This is a genomic window from Glutamicibacter arilaitensis (assembly GCF_044793945.1).
GTDB lineage: Bacteria > Actinomycetota > Actinomycetes > Actinomycetales > Micrococcaceae > Glutamicibacter > Glutamicibacter arilaitensis_B.
In genome coordinates, this window is the sequence record NZ_CP084994.1 from 1,910,626 (window position 1) to 1,928,359 (window position 17,734).

At 62.7% G+C, this 17,734-nt stretch carries 18 protein-coding genes; all 18 read right to left on the bottom strand.

Annotation, left to right across the window (positions count from 1 at the left end; genetic code table 11):
• Positions 1–7 precede the first annotated feature (7 nt).
• Positions 8–1,213 (bottom strand): methionine adenosyltransferase, encoded by a 1,206-nt coding sequence (gene metK, locus LG294_RS08790; protein WP_404291471.1) that lies wholly within the window; start codon positions 1,211–1,213, stop codon positions 8–10.
• Positions 1,214–1,290: 77 nt separating this feature from the next.
• Positions 1,291–2,526, bottom strand: coding sequence for a bifunctional phosphopantothenoylcysteine decarboxylase/phosphopantothenate--cysteine ligase CoaBC (coaBC, locus tag LG294_RS08795; protein WP_404291473.1), 1,236 nt, complete (start codon positions 2,524–2,526; stop codon positions 1,291–1,293).
• A 67-nt stretch (positions 2,527–2,593) separates the two neighbouring features.
• Entirely contained in the window at positions 2,594–2,854 is a 261-nt protein-coding gene (gene rpoZ, locus LG294_RS08800; protein ID WP_404291475.1) for a DNA-directed RNA polymerase subunit omega, read from the bottom strand.
• Positions 2,855–2,864: 10 nt separating this feature from the next.
• The gene (gmk, locus tag LG294_RS08805) at positions 2,865–3,428 is read right to left on the bottom strand and encodes a guanylate kinase (RefSeq protein WP_404291477.1); all 564 of its coding nucleotides are present in this window, start codon (positions 3,426–3,428) and stop codon (positions 2,865–2,867) included.
• A gap of 3 nt (positions 3,429–3,431) precedes the next feature.
• Positions 3,432–3,767: an integration host factor, actinobacterial type gene (gene mihF, locus LG294_RS08810; RefSeq protein WP_047119171.1), complete on the bottom strand. Its 336-nt coding sequence runs from the start codon at positions 3,765–3,767 to the stop codon at positions 3,432–3,434.
• A gap of 134 nt (positions 3,768–3,901) precedes the next feature.
• Positions 3,902–4,738 carry an orotidine-5'-phosphate decarboxylase gene (pyrF, locus tag LG294_RS08815; RefSeq protein ID WP_404291479.1) on the bottom strand — a complete coding sequence of 279 codons (837 nt, stop codon included), beginning with the start codon at positions 4,736–4,738 and terminating at the stop codon, positions 3,902–3,904.
• Entirely contained in the window at positions 4,728–8,009 is a 3,282-nt protein-coding gene (gene carB / locus LG294_RS08820) for a carbamoyl-phosphate synthase large subunit (protein ID WP_404291481.1), read from the bottom strand. Before carB ends, pyrF begins: the two co-directional genes overlap by 11 nt.
• A complete protein-coding gene (gene carA / locus LG294_RS08825) occupies positions 8,009–9,178 on the bottom strand; it encodes a glutamine-hydrolyzing carbamoyl-phosphate synthase small subunit (RefSeq protein WP_404291483.1) in 1,170 nt (389 codons plus the stop codon). Before carA ends, carB begins: the two co-directional genes overlap by 1 nt.
• Positions 9,179–9,688: a hypothetical protein gene (locus LG294_RS08830; protein ID WP_404291485.1), complete on the bottom strand. Its 510-nt coding sequence runs from the start codon at positions 9,686–9,688 to the stop codon at positions 9,179–9,181.
• Positions 9,681–10,985: a dihydroorotase gene (locus tag LG294_RS08835; RefSeq protein ID WP_404291487.1), complete on the bottom strand. Its 1,305-nt coding sequence runs from the start codon at positions 10,983–10,985 to the stop codon at positions 9,681–9,683. The genes LG294_RS08830 and LG294_RS08835 overlap by 8 nt, the downstream gene beginning before the upstream one ends.
• A 10-nt stretch (positions 10,986–10,995) precedes the next feature.
• Positions 10,996–11,958, bottom strand: coding sequence for an aspartate carbamoyltransferase catalytic subunit (locus tag LG294_RS08840; RefSeq protein WP_404291489.1), 963 nt, complete (start codon positions 11,956–11,958; stop codon positions 10,996–10,998).
• Positions 11,955–12,524, bottom strand: coding sequence for a bifunctional pyr operon transcriptional regulator/uracil phosphoribosyltransferase PyrR (gene pyrR / locus LG294_RS08845; RefSeq protein WP_404291491.1), 570 nt, complete (start codon positions 12,522–12,524; stop codon positions 11,955–11,957). Before pyrR ends, LG294_RS08840 begins: the two co-directional genes overlap by 4 nt.
• Positions 12,525–13,265: 741 nt before the next feature.
• Positions 13,266–13,676, bottom strand: a complete 411-nt coding sequence (gene nusB / locus LG294_RS08850; protein WP_096284788.1) for a transcription antitermination factor NusB — start codon at positions 13,674–13,676, stop codon at positions 13,266–13,268.
• The gene (gene efp, locus LG294_RS08855; protein WP_404291493.1) at positions 13,676–14,236 is read right to left on the bottom strand and encodes an elongation factor P; all 561 of its coding nucleotides are present in this window, start codon (positions 14,234–14,236) and stop codon (positions 13,676–13,678) included. Before efp ends, nusB begins: the two co-directional genes overlap by 1 nt.
• A gap of 83 nt (positions 14,237–14,319) precedes the next feature.
• Positions 14,320–14,850 carry a tol-pal system YbgF family protein gene (locus LG294_RS08860; RefSeq protein WP_404291495.1) on the bottom strand — a complete coding sequence of 177 codons (531 nt, stop codon included), beginning with the start codon at positions 14,848–14,850 and terminating at the stop codon, positions 14,320–14,322.
• A gap of 2 nt (positions 14,851–14,852) precedes the next feature.
• The gene (gene aroB / locus LG294_RS08865; protein WP_404291497.1) at positions 14,853–15,944 is read right to left on the bottom strand and encodes a 3-dehydroquinate synthase; all 1,092 of its coding nucleotides are present in this window, start codon (positions 15,942–15,944) and stop codon (positions 14,853–14,855) included.
• Between the two features lie 62 nt (positions 15,945–16,006).
• Positions 16,007–16,501, bottom strand: coding sequence for a shikimate kinase (locus LG294_RS08870; protein WP_404291499.1), 495 nt, complete (start codon positions 16,499–16,501; stop codon positions 16,007–16,009).
• Positions 16,502–16,508: 7 nt separating this feature from the next.
• Positions 16,509–17,708 (bottom strand): chorismate synthase, encoded by a 1,200-nt coding sequence (gene aroC / locus LG294_RS08875; RefSeq protein ID WP_404291501.1) that lies wholly within the window; start codon positions 17,706–17,708, stop codon positions 16,509–16,511.
• Positions 17,709–17,734 lie beyond the last annotated feature (26 nt).

Below are 17,734 nucleotides of genomic sequence, written 5' to 3' on the forward strand. Positions count from 1 at the left end.
CTGGTTCCTAGGCGTTGAACCAGTTGCGCAACGCGTCCACGCGGTCCAGGCGCTCCCAGGTGAAATCGTTGTCGTCGCGGCCGAAGTGGCCGTGCGCAGCGGTCTTCCGGTAGATCGGACGCAACAGGTCGAGGTCTTCGATAATGCCCAGCGGGCGGAGGTCGAAGATCTCGTTGATGGCGTGGGTGATCTTCGCTGGATCTACCGTTTCGCTACCGAAGGTTTCCACGTAGAGTCCCACCGGACGAGCCACTCCAATGGCGTAGGCAACCTGCACCTCGGCGCGACGAGCCAGACCCGCTGCGACGACGTTCTTGGCTACCCAGCGCATCGCATAAGCGGCCGAACGATCGACCTTCGAAGGATCCTTGCCGGAGAAGGCGCCACCACCGTGACGGGCGAAACCGCCGTAGGTGTCCACGATGATCTTGCGGCCGGTCAGACCGGCGTCGCCAACCGGGCCGCCGATGACGAACGGGCCCGAAGGGTTCAAAATGATCTTCACATTCGAGGTATCCAGATCGATGCGCTCCAGAATCGGCGCAACCACCTCTTCCGCGAGATCTGCCTTAAGGGTTTCCAACTCGTACTCTGCGGCGTGCTGGCTGGAAACCACTACGGTATCCACCGAAACCGGGGTGTCGCCGTCGTAGCCGATGGTCACCTGGGTCTTGCCGTCGGGACGCAGCAATGGCATGCGTCCGTTCTTGCGCACCTGGGTCAGCCGCTCGGAGAGACGGTGAGCGAGGAAGATCGGGGTTGGCATCAGCGAGTCGGTTTCATCCGAGGCATAGCCGAACATCAGACCCTGGTCGCCAGCGCCCTGCAGGTCGCGTGGACCCTCGGCGGTTCCCTCGCGGGATTCCAGCGAGTTGAACACGCCGTCGTGGATTTCCTGGGACTGCTGGCCGATGGACACCGATACGCCGCAACGGGCGCCATCGAAGCCATTAGCCGAGGAGTCGTAGCCGATATCCAAAATGGTGCTGCGCACGATCTCGGGGATCTCGACATAACCGTTAGTGGTTACCTCGCCGGCCACATGCACCAGTCCGGTGGTGGTCAGCGTTTCGACTGCAACCTTGGAGTTCGGATCCTGTGCCAGCATGGCGTCGAGGATTGCATCCGAGATCTGGTCGCAAATCTTGTCTGGGTGTCCCTCGGTGACGGATTCCGAGGTGAAAAGACGAAGTTCGGGGCTAGTTGAAGTCACCTTTTTACTCTATCTGGTCTGACCGACCGATTGCTTTTAGTTGCGACGTTACGTGACCAAGCGCTATATGGCGCGGCTCACTTTATGACGCGTGAATGTCCGATTATTGCGTCGGCGATCTGTTCTATGACAACCCGTGCAACGTCCAGCTTGCTTCCCTTGGCCTGTACGCTCGGGGCCTGCGAGGCGAAAAGCACTTGAATGCTGTTGGTGTCCTCGCCGAACGTCAGCTGCGCGCCGACCTCGTTGACCACCAGCATCTCGCAGCCCTTGCGTTCGAGCTTGGAGCGGCCATAGTCCAGTACGGTGCCTTGCTCATCGCCCGTCTCGGCAGCGAAGCCAACGATCAGCCCGGGCAAGGTGGCATCTTCGGAGCGCGCCTGGACGATCTCGGCGAGGATGTCTGGGTTGCGTACCAAGGTGATCACCGGGGCAGAGTGTTCGTCGCGTTTTTTGATCTTCGAGTTTTCGATGGAGGCCGGACGGAAGTCGGCGACCGCCGCGTTCATGATCAGCACATCGTTGCCCGGCGCCTCGGCAAAAACGGCCGCGCGAAGTTCCAGCGCACTGGAAGCGTGGACGAGGCGGACCCCATGCGGGGCGGGAACTTCAAGATGCGTCGCGAGCAGGGTCACCTGCGCGCCGGCGTCTCGGGCGGCTTGGGCCAGGGCGACGCCTTGGCGGCCCGATGAACGGTTGCCGAGGTAGCGGACCGGATCCAGCGGTTCACGCGTTCCCCCGGCGGTGATCAGCACCCGCTGCCCGGCAAGCATCGGGGTACTCAGCAGTGGTGCGATCTCAGCGAAGATCTCTTCCGGCTCAGGAAGCCTTCCAGGGCCGGTGTCCTTGCCGGTCAGGCGCCCGCTTGCCGGTTCGATGATCTTCACTCCGCGGCTGCGCAGCGTGCTTACATTGGCGCGCGTTGCCTGGTGCTGCCACATTTCGGTATGCATGGCCGGGGCCATCACCACCGGGGCCCTGGTAGCTAGCAGCGTGCCGGTCAATAGATCATCGGCCATCCCGGCGGCGGCCTTGGCCATGATGTCCGCGGTCGCGGGGACGACGAGCACCAGATCTGCCTGCTGGCCTAGCCGCACGTGGTTCACCGATTCGACTGCGTCGAAGACGTTGGAAGTCACCGGGTTCCCGGATAGTGCTTCCCAGGTTGCGTTGCCAACGAAGTTGGCTACGTTCTCGGTGGGAATTACGTCGACGTGATGCCCGGCCTCGCGCAGCAGGCGAAGCAACAACACTGACTTATAGGCGGCGATCCCGGCCGAGACGCCCAAAACTATACGCTTCACGCAGTTCATCCTTGGTGATTTATAACCTGGTGGTTAAAGAAAAAGATGGCGTCCGCACGGGACGCCATCTTTGATATTAGTCTTCGGTGACTTCAGCCCGAGTGATCTTAAGCAGCTGGTTGTCCAATTCGCGTAATGCGATGGTCAATGGCTTTTCGTTCAACTTGGTCTCAACCAATGGACCTACATACTCGAACAGGCCTTCGTTCAGCTGTGCGTAGTATGCGTTGATCTGACGTGCACGCTTGGCCGAATTCAGTACCAGCGCGTACTTCGAGTCGTTGGTCTCAAGCAACGAGTCGATCGATGGGTTAATGATTCCCTCTAGATTGGACACAGGACTCCCTTTAGTCATTCTTCAGCCCCATGAGGGCAACAAGCTCTTCGGCGGCACGTGGAACATCATCATTGACGATGGTTACATCGAATTCTGATTCGGCCGCAAGTTCCAGTTTAGCGGTTTCTAGCCGGCGCTGCTGCTCTTCGGCGGTTTCGGTACCGCGCCCGATCAGTCGGCGCACCAATTCGTCCCACGATGGCGGGGCCAAAAAGACAAATTTTGCGTCAGGCAAAGTCTCTTTAACCTGCCGTGCGCCCTGCAAATCTATTTCCAGCAATACCTTCTTGCCGTTGGCCACCGCGTCATTAACTGTTGAGCGAATGGTGCCGTAGCTGTTTTGCCCGTGCACCACCGCCCATTCCAGCATGTCGTCGTTGTCCACTAGCTGATGGAACTTTTCCGGGCCCACAAAAAAGTAGTGGACTCCATCTTGTTCCCCCGGCCTTGGCTCCCGAGTCGTTGCCGACACTGAGAGCCAAACATCAGGATAATTATCACGGATGTAGGTAGAGACGGTGCCCTTGCCTACGGCCGTAGGGCCGGCTAGAACTGTTACCGACGCAGCGGTCATTGACTACACTTTCGTTTTTGGCGGAGATTGTTTGAAGTGTTCGGTGATTGCCGTGCGCTGTTTGCGTCCCAATCCACGTAAACGGCGGGAAGGGGAAATGCCAAGACGCTCCAGCAAGTTTGCTGCGCGTACTTCACCGACACCCGGCACCGACTCCAAGAGATCCATGACACGCATGCGTCCCACAGCCTCATCTTCGTATACCAAGTCTAGTACCTCCGTGATGGAGATTTTGCCGGCACTGAACTGGGCTTTAATTTCCGCACGGCGGGTGCGGGCGGCCAATGCCTTGGCGCGGGCCCGGATGCGGTCTTCGTCTGAGAGTTCTCGCAGTACCATCGTTCAGCCATCCTTAAATGTGTAGTGGACTAAGGCTATGTTGTGAACATAGCGATCAAACGCGGTTATTGCAAGAGTAATCGCGTTGTGGCTACCAGAAACTGTAGTAGCCACAACGCGATTCTGCTAGTTATTTAGCCTGCGGCCAATAATTCATCGCGAACTTGCGATGCTTTTGCGCGTAATGCGTTTACACTAGGACCCGCCTGGAGGATATCCCGGCTGCTTGTGCCCAGCACCTGATGGTAGCTGCCGGCAAAAGCAGTGGCGATGTCCTGCGCCGTAGCCCCTTGCGCGCCGAGCCCGGGGGTGAGCAACGGAGCCTTGGTCAGACTCAGGTCAATACCCAATTTCTTGGGTGCATCGCCGATCGTTGCGCCAACCACCAAACCGACATGGCCCATATCTTCAGCGCCTGCATTTTCCGCACTGACTTGGTCAATAATCGATTTTGCAACCGACTTTTCCCCGCCGACATGCTGCACAGAGGGTCCTTCGGGGTTCGAAGTCAGCCCCAGGACGAACACTCCGCGACCGGTCTGCGCGGCCAGATCGATGGCCGGGCGAAGGGACTCGTAACCCAAATATGGGCTCAGGGTTACCGCGTCGCTGGCCAGCGGCGAGGCATCGTCCAACCATGCGGTCGCGTAGGCCGCCATGGTCGATCCGATGTCGCCACGCTTGGCATCCGCGAGAGTTAGAATCCCCGCGGATTTTGCTGCGCTGAGAGTTTCCTCCAAGGCAGCGAATCCGGCCGAACCAAATCGCTCGTACAAAGCGACCTGCGGTTTAAGAATCGCTGCCACACCGACCATGGCTTCCACCACGGTCAGTGAGAAAGATCGCACTCCGGCGGCGCTGTTTTCCAAGCCCCACGCTTCGAGCAGCCCTGGGTGCGGGTCAATGCCCACACACAGGGGTCCCGAGGCCTCCATCGCCGCCCGAAGGCGGGTTCCGAAGCTAGGAGGCATCGCGTGCCCCGCGCAGGTTCTTATCGTGCTCCTGCAAGCTGGTGACATCCCACTCATATTCGCGCAGCGCGTCGATTGCCTGCACGCAGGCGCCGAACTCGGCGACGGTGGTGATGATCGGGGTGCCCACCGAAACGGCTGCGGCACGGATCTCATAGCCGTCCCCGCGGGCCTCGGAACCCGTCGGGGTGTTCAAGATCAGGCCGATCTGGCCGGCGTTGATCAAGTCGACGATCGACCCACCGCCCTCGTGGACCTTGCCAACCACCTGGGTTGGGATGCCGTTGCGGCGCAGCACCTCGGCGGTGCCGCCGGTGGACAAGATCTCGAATCCGATGTCAGCCAGGTGCTTGACCGGGATCACGATGGAGCGCTTGTCGCGGTTGGCGACCGAGACGAAGACCTTGCCGCCGGTTGGCAGCGGGTTGTTCGCCGCCGCCTGGCTCTTGGCGAAGGCGGTATCGAAGTACTTGTCGATTCCCATCACCTCGCCGGTGGAGCGCATCTCAGGGCCCAGCAGCGAGTCGACGACCTTGCCCTCCGGGGTGCGGAAGCGAGCGAACGGAAGCACCGCTTCCTTCACCGCGATCGGTGCGGAATCCGGCAGGTGGGTGCCGTCTCCGGTGGCCGGCAGCGAGGTGCCGCGCAGTTCGGCGATGGTGTGCCCGACGCCGATCAGCGCGGCGACCTTGGCCAGCTGCACGCCGGTGGCCTTCGAGGTGAACGGCACCGTGCGCGAGGCACGCGGATTCGCCTCGATCACGTAGAGGGTATCGCTGGCCAGCGCGAACTGGATGTTGATCAATCCGCGCACGCCCACGCCCTCGGCGATGGCCCGGGTGGCTGCCGCCACGCGGTCGCGCACATCCGGGCCCAAGGTGATCGGAGGCAGGGTGCAGGCCGAGTCGCCGGAGTGGATGCCGGCTTCTTCGATGTGCTCCATGATGCCGCCGACGTACAGGTCGGTGCCGTCGAACAGGGCGTCCACGTCGATCTCGATCGCGTCTTCCAGGAAGCGGTCCACCAGCACCGGGTGGTCCACGGTGATTTCGGTGGCGTTGGCGATGTAGCGCTCCAGGTGCGCCTCGTCGTAGACGATCTCCATGCCGCGTCCGCCGAGCACGTAGCTAGGGCGCACCAGCACCGGGTAGCCGATGGTGTCCGCGATGGCCTTAGCGTCGGAGAAGGACACCGCGGTGCCGTTCTTCGGGGCGATCAGCCCGGCGTTGTCCAGCACCTGCTGGAAGGCGCCGCGGTGCTCGGCCAGGTCGATGGCCTCCGGGGAGGTGCCCAGGATCGGCACGCCGGCGGCCTTCAGCTCGGCGGCGAGCTTCAGCGGAGTCTGCCCGCCCAGCTGCACGAAGACGCCGAGCACCCCGCCGGACTGCTCTTCGGCGTGGATGATTTCCAGCACGTCTTCCAGGGTCAGCGGCTCGAAGTACAGGCGATCGGAAATGTCGTAGTCGGTGGACACGGTTTCCGGGTTGCAGTTGATCATCACCGTGTCGTGCCCGGCGGCGCGCAGCGCCATCACCGCGTGCACGCAGGAGTAGTCGAACTCGATGCCCTGGCCGATGCGGTTCGGGCCGGAACCGAGGATGATCACCGAAGGCTTCTCGTGCGCAACCACCTCGGTTTCCTCGTCGTAGGTCGAGTACATGTACGGGGTGAAGGCCTCGAACTCGGCCGCGCAGGTATCCACGGTCTTGAAGACCGGGCGCACGCCCAGCGCGTGGCGGATCCCGCGGATGACAGCCTCGGACTTGCCGGTCAGCGCCGCGATCTGCGCATCGGAGAAACCATGGCGCTTCGCCTCGCGCAGCAGCTCCTCGGACAGGTCCTTGTTCGCGGCGATCAGCTGCGCGGTCTCGTTGATCAGCGCCAGCTGGTCCAGGTACCACGGGTCGATGGCGGTGGTTTCGAACAGGCGCTCGATGGACACTCCGGAGAACAGCAGACGCTGCACCAGCGACAGACGCTCGGTCGAACCCTTCACGATCGAGGCCAGGGTGGCCTCGTGCTCTTCTTCCGGGATCGGCTCGAAGGACAGCTCGGAACCCTTCTGCTCCAGGGAGCGCAAGGCCTTCTGCAGCGCCTCGGTGAAGTTGCGGCCCAGGGCCATCGCCTCTCCGACGGACTTCATGGTGGTGGTCAGGGTCTTATCCGCCGCCGGGAACTTCTCGAAGGCGAAGCGCGGGACCTTGACGACAACGTAGTCCAGAGCCGGTTCGAAGGAAGCCGGGGTCTTCTTGGTGATGTCGTTGGGGATCTCATCCAGGGTGTAGCCCACGGCCAGCTTGGTGGCGATCTTGGCGATCGCGAAGCCGGTGGCCTTGGAGGCCAGTGCCGAGGAGCGCGAGACGCGCGGGTTCATTTCGATGACGACCACGCGGCCGGTATCAGGCTCGATGGCGAACTGGATGTTGCAGCCACCGGTGTCCACGCCAACCTCGCGGATGACCGCGATGGAGATGTCGCGCAGGTTCTGGTACTCGCGGTCGGTCAGCGTCATCGCCGGGGCGACGGTGATCGAGTCGCCGGTGTGCACGCCGACCGGATCGAAGTTCTCGATGGAGCAGACGACCACGACGTTGTCGTTCTTGTCGCGCATCATCTCCAGCTCGTACTCCTTCCAGCCCAGGATGGACTCCTCCAGGAGCACCTCGGTGGTCGGCGAGTACTGCAGGCCCTGGCCGGCGATGCGGCGCAGGTCCTCGGCGTCGTAGGCCATGCCCGAACCCAGTCCGCCCATGGTGAAGGAGGGACGCACGACGACGGGATAGTTCAGTTCCTCGACGGCGGCGAATGCCTCGTCCAGGGTGTGCACGATTACCGATTTGGCGCTCTCGGCGCCGCAGCGCTCGACGACGCCCTTGAACTTCTCGCGGTCCTCGCCGAGTTCGATGGCTTCGATATTCGCGCCGATCAGCTCGACGTTGTACTTTTCCAAGGCGCCGGACTTGTCCAGCGCGATGGCGGTGTTCAGCGCGGTCTGGCCGCCCAGTGTGGGAAGGATCGCGTCCGGGCGTTCCTTGGCGATGATCTTCTCCACGACCTCCGGGGTGATCGGCTCGATGTAGGTGGCATCGGCGAATTCCGGGTCGGTCATAATGGTGGCCGGGTTGGAGTTGACCAGGATGACCCGCAGGCCCTCCTCCTTGAGCACCCGCAGTGCCTGGGTGCCGGAGTAGTCGAATTCGGCGGCTTGGCCGATGACGATCGGACCCGAACCGATGACGAGTACTGATTTGAGATCGGTGCGCTTAGGCATTACTTGCTGTCCTTATCTGCGGCGGAATTCATCGCGGAAACGAAACGGTCGAATAGGTATGCGGCATCGTGTGGGCCCGATGCTGCCTCCGGGTGGTACTGCACGGAGAAGGCAGGGATGTCGAGGCAGGACAGGCCCTCGACCACGCGGTCGTTCAGCGAGAAGTGCGAAACTTCTACCCGCCCGAAGCGAGCCACCGGTGCGGTGACTGCGCCTTCCAGCGGGGCGTCGACGGCGAAGCCGTGGTTCTGGCTGGTGATCTCCACCCGTCCAGTGGATTTGTCCATCACCGGCTGGTTGATGCCTCGGTGGCCGAAGCGCAGCTTGTAGGTGTCGAAGCCCAGTGCGCGGCCCAGGATCTGGTTGCCGAAGCAGATGCCGAAGTACGGCATGCCTGCGTCCAGCACGGAGCGAACCAGCTCCACCTGCTTGGTGGCGGTGGCCGGGTCACCCGGGCCGTTGGAGAAGAACACTCCGGTGGCGCCGGTGGCCTTGATATCTTCCAGGCTCGCGTTGTACGGCAGCACGTGGACGCGCAGTCCGCGCTCGGCCAGGCGGCGCGGGGTCATCGACTTCATGCCCAGGTCCACGGCGGCGACCGTGTGCAGCGGTTCGCCGGTGAAGCCGTGATCGGCCGGTTCCACGGTGTAGGCCTTGTCCACGGAGACCTCGGCGGAGATGTTCCGTCCGGCCATCGCAGGCTGCGCGCTGACCAGCGCGACGAGCTCCGCGTCGCTGCGGTTGGCTTCCTCGCCGGAGAAGATGCCCGACTTCATGGCCCCTGCGTCACGCAGGTGGCGGGTCAGCGCCCGGGTGTCCACGTTGCGGATGCCCACGATGCCGTAGTTGACCAGGTCTTCGTCCAGGGTGCGCTCGCTGCGCCAGTTGCTCGGACGGCGGGCCGCGTCGCGGACCACGTAACCCGAGGGCCACATGCGCTTGGACTCCGGGTCTTCGCTGTTCACGCCGGTGTTGCCTACGTGCGGGAAGGTCTGCACGACGATCTGGTGCGCGTAGGACGGGTCGGTCAGGGTTTCCTGGTACCCGGTCATTCCGGTGGTGAACACTGCTTCGCCGAGGGTGCTGCCCACGGCGCCGTAGCTACGTCCACGGAAGATGCGGCCATCTTCGAGTACCAACACTGCTGGTAGGTTGCTCAGGGAATTCACTTAGTTTGTCTCCTGCTCGGCCGCGTCGGCTTGGTGCGACGCCAGCAACTGATAAATCTTGGCGGTGTCCTCGTGGTAGCGAGGACGGAATCCGGTGTCGAAGGTGAAATCATCCTTCACCCAGGTGATCACGATCAGCCCGTCTTTTTCGACGAACTTTCCGACCATGCCCGAGGAGCGGGTCACCTTCACGTAGGCGGTCCAGGGAATGTGCACATCGCTGGTGCCCGGGCGCATCAGGTGGACGCCGCCCTCGCCGAGTTCCAGGCGGGCATTGGCGCGGACCCCGAGCTGGTGCACGGCGATCCGGTCAAGCCAGTCCTCGAACCGGGTGGTGGCCACGTACATGCCCTCAAAGCTGTGTTCGCTGCTGTCCGCAAACTCGGCGTAGGGTGCCGGGACCCCGGACTGCCGGCGTTTCATATTGCGCCAGCCGATCAGGATCAGCGCACAAAGCAGTACGACGACCCCGATGGTGACCAGCGCCGAGGTGAGTTCGCCGCTAGTCATTGGCAACCCGCGGGCTGGCCAGCGCGCCATCGAGCACTGTGGCGTGGCCGTGGTAGAAGGTGGCGTTCACGGCCCCGGGTAGTTCCATGCCCGCGAACGGCGAGTTGCGCCCCTTGGTGGCCATTGCATAAGGATCGACGATCCAGCGCGCTGCCGGGTCAACCAGGGTCAGGTTGGCCGGCTCCCCCACGGCGATCGGGCGGCCCTGATCGCTCAGGCTGCCGATCTTCGCCGGGGTCTCGGAGGTGATCCGGGCGACGTCGGCCCAGGATAGCAGTCCGGTCTCCACCAGCGTATGCTGCACGATCGACAGGGCGGTTTCCAGCCCTGTCATGCCCATCGCGGCAGCTCCCCATTCGCAGTCCTTGGCCTCGGTGGGGTGCGGTGCGTGGTCGGTGCCGATCACGTCGATGGTGCCGTCGGCGACGCCGGCGCGCAGCGCCATCACGTCTTCTTCGCGGCGCAGCGGCGGGTTGACCTTGAACACCGGGTCGAAGGTCTTGACTTTTTCGTCGGTGAGCAGCAAGTGGTGTGGGGTGACCTCGGCGGTGACCTGGATGCCGCGGGCCTTGGCCCAGCGGATGATCTCCACCGAACCGGAGGTTGATACGTGGCACACGTGCAGGCGCGCGCCCACATGTTCGGCCAGCAGCACGTCGCGGGCGATGATCGACTCTTCGGCCACAGCCGGCCAGCCGGCCATGCCGAGCACCGCTGAGACCTCGCCCTCGTTCATCTGCGCACCCTCGGTGAGCCGCGGCTCCTGGGCGTGCTGGGCGATCACCCCGTCGAAGGCCTTCACATATTCCAGCGCGCGGCGCATCAATAGCGGATCGGAGACGCAGACTCCGTCATCGGAGAACATGCGCACCTTGGCGCGCGAGTCGGCCATTGCGCCGATTTCGCTCAGCTGCTCACCGCCGAGACCCACGGTGACCGCGCCTACCGGGCGGACGTCCACCCAGCCGGCCTTGCGGCCCAGCTCGTAGACCTGCTCCACGACGCCGGCGGTATCGGCAACCGGGGTGGAGTTGGCCATCGCGTGCACGGCGGTGTAGCCGCCCTTGGCCGCGGCCCGGGATCCGGTCTCCACCGTCTCGGCGTCTTCGCGGCCCGGTTCGCGCAAGTGGGTGTGCGGGTCCACGAGGCCTGGCAGCAGCACCATGGCGGAGGCGTCGATCACGGTGGCGCCATCGGCCGCGGTGATGGTGCCGATCTCGGCGATCTTGCCGTCACTGATCAGCACGTCGGCGCGTTCGCCACCGAGCACGGAGGCCTGTCGAATCAAATACTTCATAATCAGTTCCTTAGATCAGGTCGCCGGAGAGGAGCATATACAGGCTTGCCATGCGCACCGCGACGCCGTTGGTGACCTGTTCCAGGACCATCGAGCGTGGCGAGTCGGCGGCAGCCGAAGAAATTTCAAGGCCTCGGTTCATCGGGCCCGGGTGCAAGATGAGGGTATCGCCCCCGTTGGCCTCCAGAGCCATCAGCCGGGTGTCGTCCAGTCCCCAGTAGCGCGAGTACTCGCGCGGATTCGGGAAGAAGGCATCCCGCATGCGTTCGCCTTGCACGCGCAGCATCATCACCGCGTCCACCCCGGAGGCGATGACCTCGTCGAGGCTGTAGCTGATGGTGCACGGCCAAGCGCTCGCGCCCACCGGCAGCAGGGTCGGCGGGGCCACCATGGTCACCGAGGCGCCCAGGGTGTTCAGCAGCCAGAGGTTTGAGCGTGCGACGCGGCTATGCAGGATGTCTCCTACGATCGCGACCTTCAAGCCGTCCAGTCCGCGGCCCAACGGGGAGACTCCCTCGCGCAGCGCCAGCTGGCGGCGCAGGGTGAACGCGTCGAGCAGCGCCTGGGTGGGGTGTTCGTGGGTGCCGTCTCCCGCGTTCACGATCGGCAATCCGATCCAGTCGGTGGCGGCCAGACGTGCCGGCGCCCCAGAATCCGGGTGGCGGATGACAACCGCGTCCGCGCCAATTGCCAGCAGGGTCTGCGCGGTGTCCTTCAGCGATTCGCCCTTGGACACGCTGGAGCCCTTGGCCGAAAAGTTGATCACATCCGCGCTCAACCGCTTGGCGGCGGCTTCGAAGGAGATGCGGGTGCGGGTGGAGTCCTCGAAGAACAGATTCACCACGGTGCGTCCGCGCAATGCCGGAAGTTTCTTAACTTCGCGGGTACCGGTTTCGCGCATTTCCTCGGCGATGTCGAGGATTGCAATGGCTTCGGCGCGGCTTAGATCCGCGGTGGAGAGCAGGTGCTTCATGCGCTGGCCTCGATAATTACTTCGTTGCATGAATCGACTTCGGACAGGTGCACGCGCACCTTTTCGCTTTTCGCCGTAGGCAGGTTCTTGCCCACGTGGTCCGCGCGGATGGGCAGTTCGCGGTGTCCGCGGTCAACCAGAACCGCCAGCCGGACGATGCGCGGGCGGCCCCAATCGGAGAGCGCATCCAAGGCGGCGCGGATGGTGCGACCGGAATAGAGCACGTCGTCCACCAGCACGACGACTTTGCCATCGATGCCGCCTGCGGGCAGGCGGGTTGGCGCCGGGGTGCGGGTGGTGGTGTGGCGCAGGTCGTCGCGATACATGGTGATGTCCAGCTGTCCGACCAGCGACGCGGGGTCAAGCTGGGTCGGCGCGGAAGCGGCGATGCGCTGTGCGAGGCGTTGAGCCAACGGATAGCCGCGGCTTGGAATGCCTAATAGCACCAGATCTTCGGTGCCCTTGTTGGCCTCGATAATCTCGAAGGCCACGCGGGTCAGTACACGTTCGATATCTTCGCCGGTCAATACCGTGCGGGCCACATCGGACTGTGAATTCTCATTCATCGGTGTGCACCTCTCCCTTCTCCGCCTCACGGGACGGGATTTAAAGGAATATTGCTAGTTCAAATTATCACGATCCGGCCGCCAATCCCTAGCGGAAAGCTATGCATGACACTGAATGATCGGTGATGTCTCTCACTGCGGGATTCGGGCTTGCTCAGGCGGCACCTCCAATGGCGGGAAAATACCGCTGCACTGGTGGATCGGGAGGTTGGAATTGTTGTCTTTGCCACAGCGCAACGCTGGAAACACCGAGGACATAAAGTTGAGTTTTCACTCAGCTTGTCCGATGCCTCCGTCCACGCATTGCGTGCCTGCCGCGCCGATTCTTCGATGCGGTTCACCAGTTAGTCAGCAACGGCATTTGTCGGCGACCGAGCCAATGGCCACGATCGGCCGCGGCGCAGAATTTCTGCGGACTTGGCCAGGTGAGGCAGCAGATCCTGCATTCTCGTGCGCGGAACCGAGCGCCCAGCCAACCGCTCGAGGCAAAACGAATCGTATTGGGGCAGGCACGGCCAGTCGGTGGTCACGCGGGGTTGTGTCTAAAGCTGCGCACCCCAGGCTCTGCGTCCCGGGCATCGGGCGGGGCCAACCACATCACGGGGACGATACTCACCGTGGACTAACGCCCTCGTTATCCCCAATTGGCAAAGCTCGGGCTCTGCCGAAAACCTAGGGGTTAAATACCGTAAGCCGAAACCCAGCAGGTTCCGGCTTACGGTAGATCGGGAGAATCGAGGATTAGTCGACCAGGGTGTCCTTGACGCTTTGAATGCGACCGAGCACGCCGTTGACGAACTCGGGAGACTCGTCGGTGGACAACTCGCGTACGTTAACGACGGCTTCGGCCACGGCAACCGCGTCCGGAACCTCGTCGTTGTACAGCAGTTCCCACACGCCGATGCGCAACGCCATGCGGTCCACGGCGGGCATCCGCTCGATGGTCCAGCCCTTGACGTAGCTTTCGAGCACCTCGTCGATGCGGTCCAGATGGGCGGTGACGCCCTCAAGGATCGTCAACGAATACTCGTTGAGCACAATGTCAGAATTTTCGCGGCGCGCGATGGCTACACTGAGCGCATCGACGTCGCGGGCCTCGGCTTCGAAAAGAAACTCAAGTGCACGACGACGCGCCTTGGCGCGGGCCCTCACTAGGAGACACGTCCCAGGTAATCGCCGGTGCGGGTGTCAACCTTCACCTTGGTGTTCTGCTCGACGAACAGTGGAACCTGGATTTCCTTACCGGTTTCCAGAGTTGCCGACTTGGTGCCTGCCGAGGAGCGGTCGCCCTGGAGGCCCGGTTCGGTGTAGGTGATTTCCAAGATGACCGAGGCCGGAAGCTCCAAGTACAGTGGGCTGCCGTCGTACATGGCAATGGTCAGTTCCTGATTTTCCAACAGGTATCCGGCCGAGTCGCCCACGGTTGGAGCAGGCACGGTGATCTGGTCGTAGTCTTCCAGGTTCATGAAGACGTAGTCTTCGCCATCCTGGTAGAGGTACTGGTAGTCGCGGCGGTCAACGTTGGCCAGCTCGATCTTGGTGCCAGCATTGTAGGTCCTGTCCAGAACCTTGCCGCTCATCACATTGCGCATCTTGGTACGGACGAATGCGCCGCCCTTGCCTGGCTTGACGTGCTGGAAGTCGATGATGGTCCACAGTTGGCCATCGATCTTAATGACCTGACCATTCTTGATGTCAGTTGTATCCGCCACGGGTCCTCAAATCCTCTATTTTCGCCAGCATGCACTGGCATTATCAAAAATCCATTTATCACTATAGCAAACCGCGATAACGGCTAATTCCGCGCGCGCTCCTCGGCAAGCGCCAAACACGCGGCAGACGCGTTGACCAGGTGCTGGGCTGAACCCATCTCCTGGCGCTGTTCCAAGGCCGCACGGAAGCGGGTAGCCGCTGCCTTGTAGTCGCCCTTTTCGAAGAAGGACATCGCCAGGTGGTGCTGCATCAGCGGCTCGTAGTAGGTGCCCGAGAATTCATCCACCAGCTTGCGCAGGCGGTTGATCGCGCGATCGAAATCACCTTGCAGGCGGGTCAATTCGGTGTCCAGCACGCGTAGGTGCGCGTTGGTCGGGTCGCTGAAACGCGACTCGGCGATCAGGTTGCCGGCCTGGGCCAGCTCCCCGCGCGCCATGTGAATGACTACCTGGTCGGTAGGAGTGCCCGAACTCATCGAACGGTCTGCGGCTTCTTCATCGGCGATGAAGGGACGCAGGTTGCTCGGGTCGATCAAAACTCCGTCGATGGAGGTGCCCACGCCGTCGTGGTTCACCGATGCGACGTCGATGGCGTATGCGGTGAATTCGCTCATGCTTACTCTCCGATTTCTTGGTAGGCAGCGAATAACAGCGAGTTATCTGGCACCTCGTAGATGCGTGGCTTGCCGATGGCTTCGAGTACTACAAAGCGCAGCTGGTCGCCACGGGTTTTCTTATCGCGCTTCATGCCATCGAGCAGGGCCATCCACTTGTCGTTGCGGTAGCTGGTGGGCAAGCCCAGGGACTTCAGGATGCTGAAGTGGCGATCGGTCACCGCATCGGAAGTGTAGCCAACCGAACGGCCAAGCTCCGCGGCGAAGCACAGTCCGATGGAAACCGCGGCCCCGTGGCGCATCGCGTAGCGTTCGGAAAGCTCGATCGCGTGGCCCAGGGTGTGTCCGTAGTTCAGGAATTCGCGCGGTCCTGATTCCTTCAGGTCCTTCGAGACCACATCGATCTTCACCGCGATGGTGCGTTCGATGATTTCACGCAGCCGTGCGCTGTCCGGACGGATGGCGTCTTCTGGATCTTCTTCGATCAGTTCCAGAATGCGCTCATCTGCGATGAACCCGCATTTGACTGCTTCGGCCAGCCCGGTGACCAGTTCGTTCTTCGGCAGCGTTGCCAAAGCGTCGAGATCCGCAAGCACCCCGGCAGGTGGATGGAAAGCTCCAACCAGGTTCTTGCCTTCGGCGGTGTTGATGCCGGTCTTGCCGCCCACGGCCGCGTCGACCATGCCCAACAGCGAAGTGGGAACGTGAATGACCTTGACCCCGCGCAGCCAGGTGGCCGCGACGAATCCTGCCACGTCGGTGACTGCGCCACCGCCAACGGCAACCACGGCGTCAGTGCGGGTGAAGTCGTTCTTGCCCAGAACTTCCCAGCAGAATGCGGCAACCTGGATGTGCTTGCCCTCTTCGGCATCCGGGATTTCCGCGGTCAGCGAGGTGAATCCGGCTTTTTCCAGATCGTCGCGGACCACGTCCCCGGTGGCGCGCAAGGCCCGAGGGTGGATCACCAAGACCTTCTTAACCGCTGGGCCCAGAAGTTCGGGCAGTTGTCCCAGTAGTCCGTTGCCTACCAGAACCGGGTACGACTCCGCGGCGGTGGCTCCGGTGACTTGAAGTGTGGTGGGTGCTAGTGGCATCCGAGAAGATCCTCCTGATGGTGCTGATCTGTACAGCCTACGCGGGAGCGTACCGTGATTCGCTATCTCGTGGTGTGAATCACATGGCTCTCAATGGCTTCGACAAGCTGCGCAACGCTTAGATTGTCGACCTGTAAGGTCAGATCAGCAAGGGTTTTATAAATATCGTGTCGGGCCTCGTAGAGCTTGGTCCACGTGGTGAGTGTTTGATCACCGGCGAGCAGCGGGCGGTTCGTATCCCCGGCGAGGCGGCGTTTGGCGGTAGCAAGGTTCATCGCCAAGAAGATCACGGTTCCCCCGCGCAGCACCGCCCGGTTTTCTTCGCGCAGCACCGCCCCACCGCCGGTGGCGATCACCCCGGCCTGCAGTTCGGCCAGCGCTTGGACCTCCAGATCGCGGAAGTATGCTTCGTCGTGTGCGGCAAAGATCTGCGGAATCGAACCATGGGCGGCTACGATGTGCGCGTCAGTATCGGCGAAATCGGTGCCCAGTGCCTTGGCCAGCGACTTGCCCACCGTTGACTTGCCGCTGGCCATCGGCCCAATGAGGTAAATCATCTGCCGGCTAGACTCCGGTCGAACCTAGATTGGCGGGAATGCTCGCCAGGTAGCTTTCGATATTGCGCTTGGTTTCGGCTACCGAGTCGCCGCCGAACTTTTCCAACAGCGACTGGGCAAGTACCAGTGCGACCATCGCTTCGGCCACGACACCGGCGGCCGGCACCGCGCAAACATCCGAACGCTGGTGGTGCGCGGTGGTTTCTTCGCCGGTGGCAGTGTCGATGGTGGCCAGCGCGCGGGGCACTGTGGCGATCGGCTTCATGGCCGCACGCACGCGCAGCACCTCGCCGATGCTCATGCCGCCTTCGATGCCGCCGGCCCGATTGGTTTCACGCTTGATTCCGCCCGTGGTGGCCGGCACGATCGCGTCGTGGGCGGCCGAACCGCGTCGGGCCGCGGTGAGGAAGCCGTCCCCGACCTCAACACCCTTAATTGCCTGAATGCCCATCAGCGCGCCGGCCAGCCGGGAGTCCAAGCGGCGGTCCCAGTGCACGTAGGAGCCGATGCCCGGAGGCAGGTTGTAGGCGAGCACCTCGACGACGCCGCCCAGGGTCTCCCCCGCCTTATGCGCGTCGTCAACCTCTGCGACCATGGCCGCCGAAGTCTGCGCGTGGAAGCAACGCAGCGGATCCGCGTCCAACGCCTGCACGTCCGCCAGGCTTGGCAGCGGTGCATCGATGGGCGCCGCGACGGCGCCGATGGCGGTGGTATGCGAGACAAGATCGATGCCAAGCTCGGCCAGGAAGGCCTGCGCTACCGAGCCGAGGGCTACGCGGGCCGCGGTTTCGCGGGCGCTGGCGCGTTCGAGCACCGGACGGGCATCGTCGAAACCGTACTTCTGCATGCCGGTGAAATCTGCGTGTCCGGGACGCGGACGGGTCAGCGGCGCATTACGCGCCATGGAGGCCAGTTCGTCCAGGTCTACCGGGTCCGCGTTCATCACGCGTTCCCACTTGGGCCACTCGGTGTTTCCGATTTCGATGGCCACCGGGCCGCCCTGGGTCTTGCCGTGGCGCACGCCACCGAGGAAGGTAACCTGGTCCTTTTCAAATTTCATGCGCGCGCCTCGGCCGTAGCCCAGACGCCGCCGAGCCAGTGCATCGCGCACCGCTTCGCTGTCCACCGAGACTCCGGCGGGTAGGCCTTCAAGAATTCCAACTAGTGCCGGGCCGTGTGATTCGCCCGCCGTCAACCAACGCAACATGGATTCCATTTTGCCATGACATCCCC

Coding starts and splice junctions, on each gene's coding strand:
- coaBC (WP_404291473.1), bottom strand. CDS start 2,526: ATGAACTGCGTGAAGCGTATAGTTTTGGGCGTCTCGGCCGGGATCGCC.
- gmk (WP_404291477.1), bottom strand. CDS start 3,428: ATGACCGCTGCGTCGGTAACAGTTCTAGCCGGCCCTACGGCCGTAGGC.
- mihF (WP_047119171.1), bottom strand. CDS start 3,767: ATGGTACTGCGAGAACTCTCAGACGAAGACCGCATCCGGGCCCGCGCC.
- pyrF (WP_404291479.1), bottom strand. CDS start 4,738: ATGCCTCCTAGCTTCGGAACCCGCCTTCGGGCGGCGATGGAGGCCTCG.
- carB (WP_404291481.1), bottom strand. CDS start 8,009: ATGCCTAAGCGCACCGATCTCAAATCAGTACTCGTCATCGGTTCGGGT.
- LG294_RS08830 (WP_404291485.1), bottom strand. CDS start 9,688: ATGACTAGCGGCGAACTCACCTCGGCGCTGGTCACCATCGGGGTCGTC.
- LG294_RS08835 (WP_404291487.1), bottom strand. CDS start 10,985: ATGAAGTATTTGATTCGACAGGCCTCCGTGCTCGGTGGCGAACGCGCC.
- LG294_RS08840 (WP_404291489.1), bottom strand. CDS start 11,958: ATGAAGCACCTGCTCTCCACCGCGGATCTAAGCCGCGCCGAAGCCATT.
- pyrR (WP_404291491.1), bottom strand. CDS start 12,524: ATGAATGAGAATTCACAGTCCGATGTGGCCCGCACGGTATTGACCGGC.
- LG294_RS08860 (WP_404291495.1), bottom strand. CDS start 14,850: ATGAGCGAATTCACCGCATACGCCATCGACGTCGCATCGGTGAACCAC.
- aroB (WP_404291497.1), bottom strand. CDS start 15,944: ATGCCACTAGCACCCACCACACTTCAAGTCACCGGAGCCACCGCCGCG.
- LG294_RS08870 (WP_404291499.1), bottom strand. CDS start 16,501: ATGATTTACCTCATTGGGCCGATGGCCAGCGGCAAGTCAACGGTGGGC.
- aroC (WP_404291501.1), bottom strand. CDS start 17,708: ATGTTGCGTTGGTTGACGGCGGGCGAATCACACGGCCCGGCACTAGTT.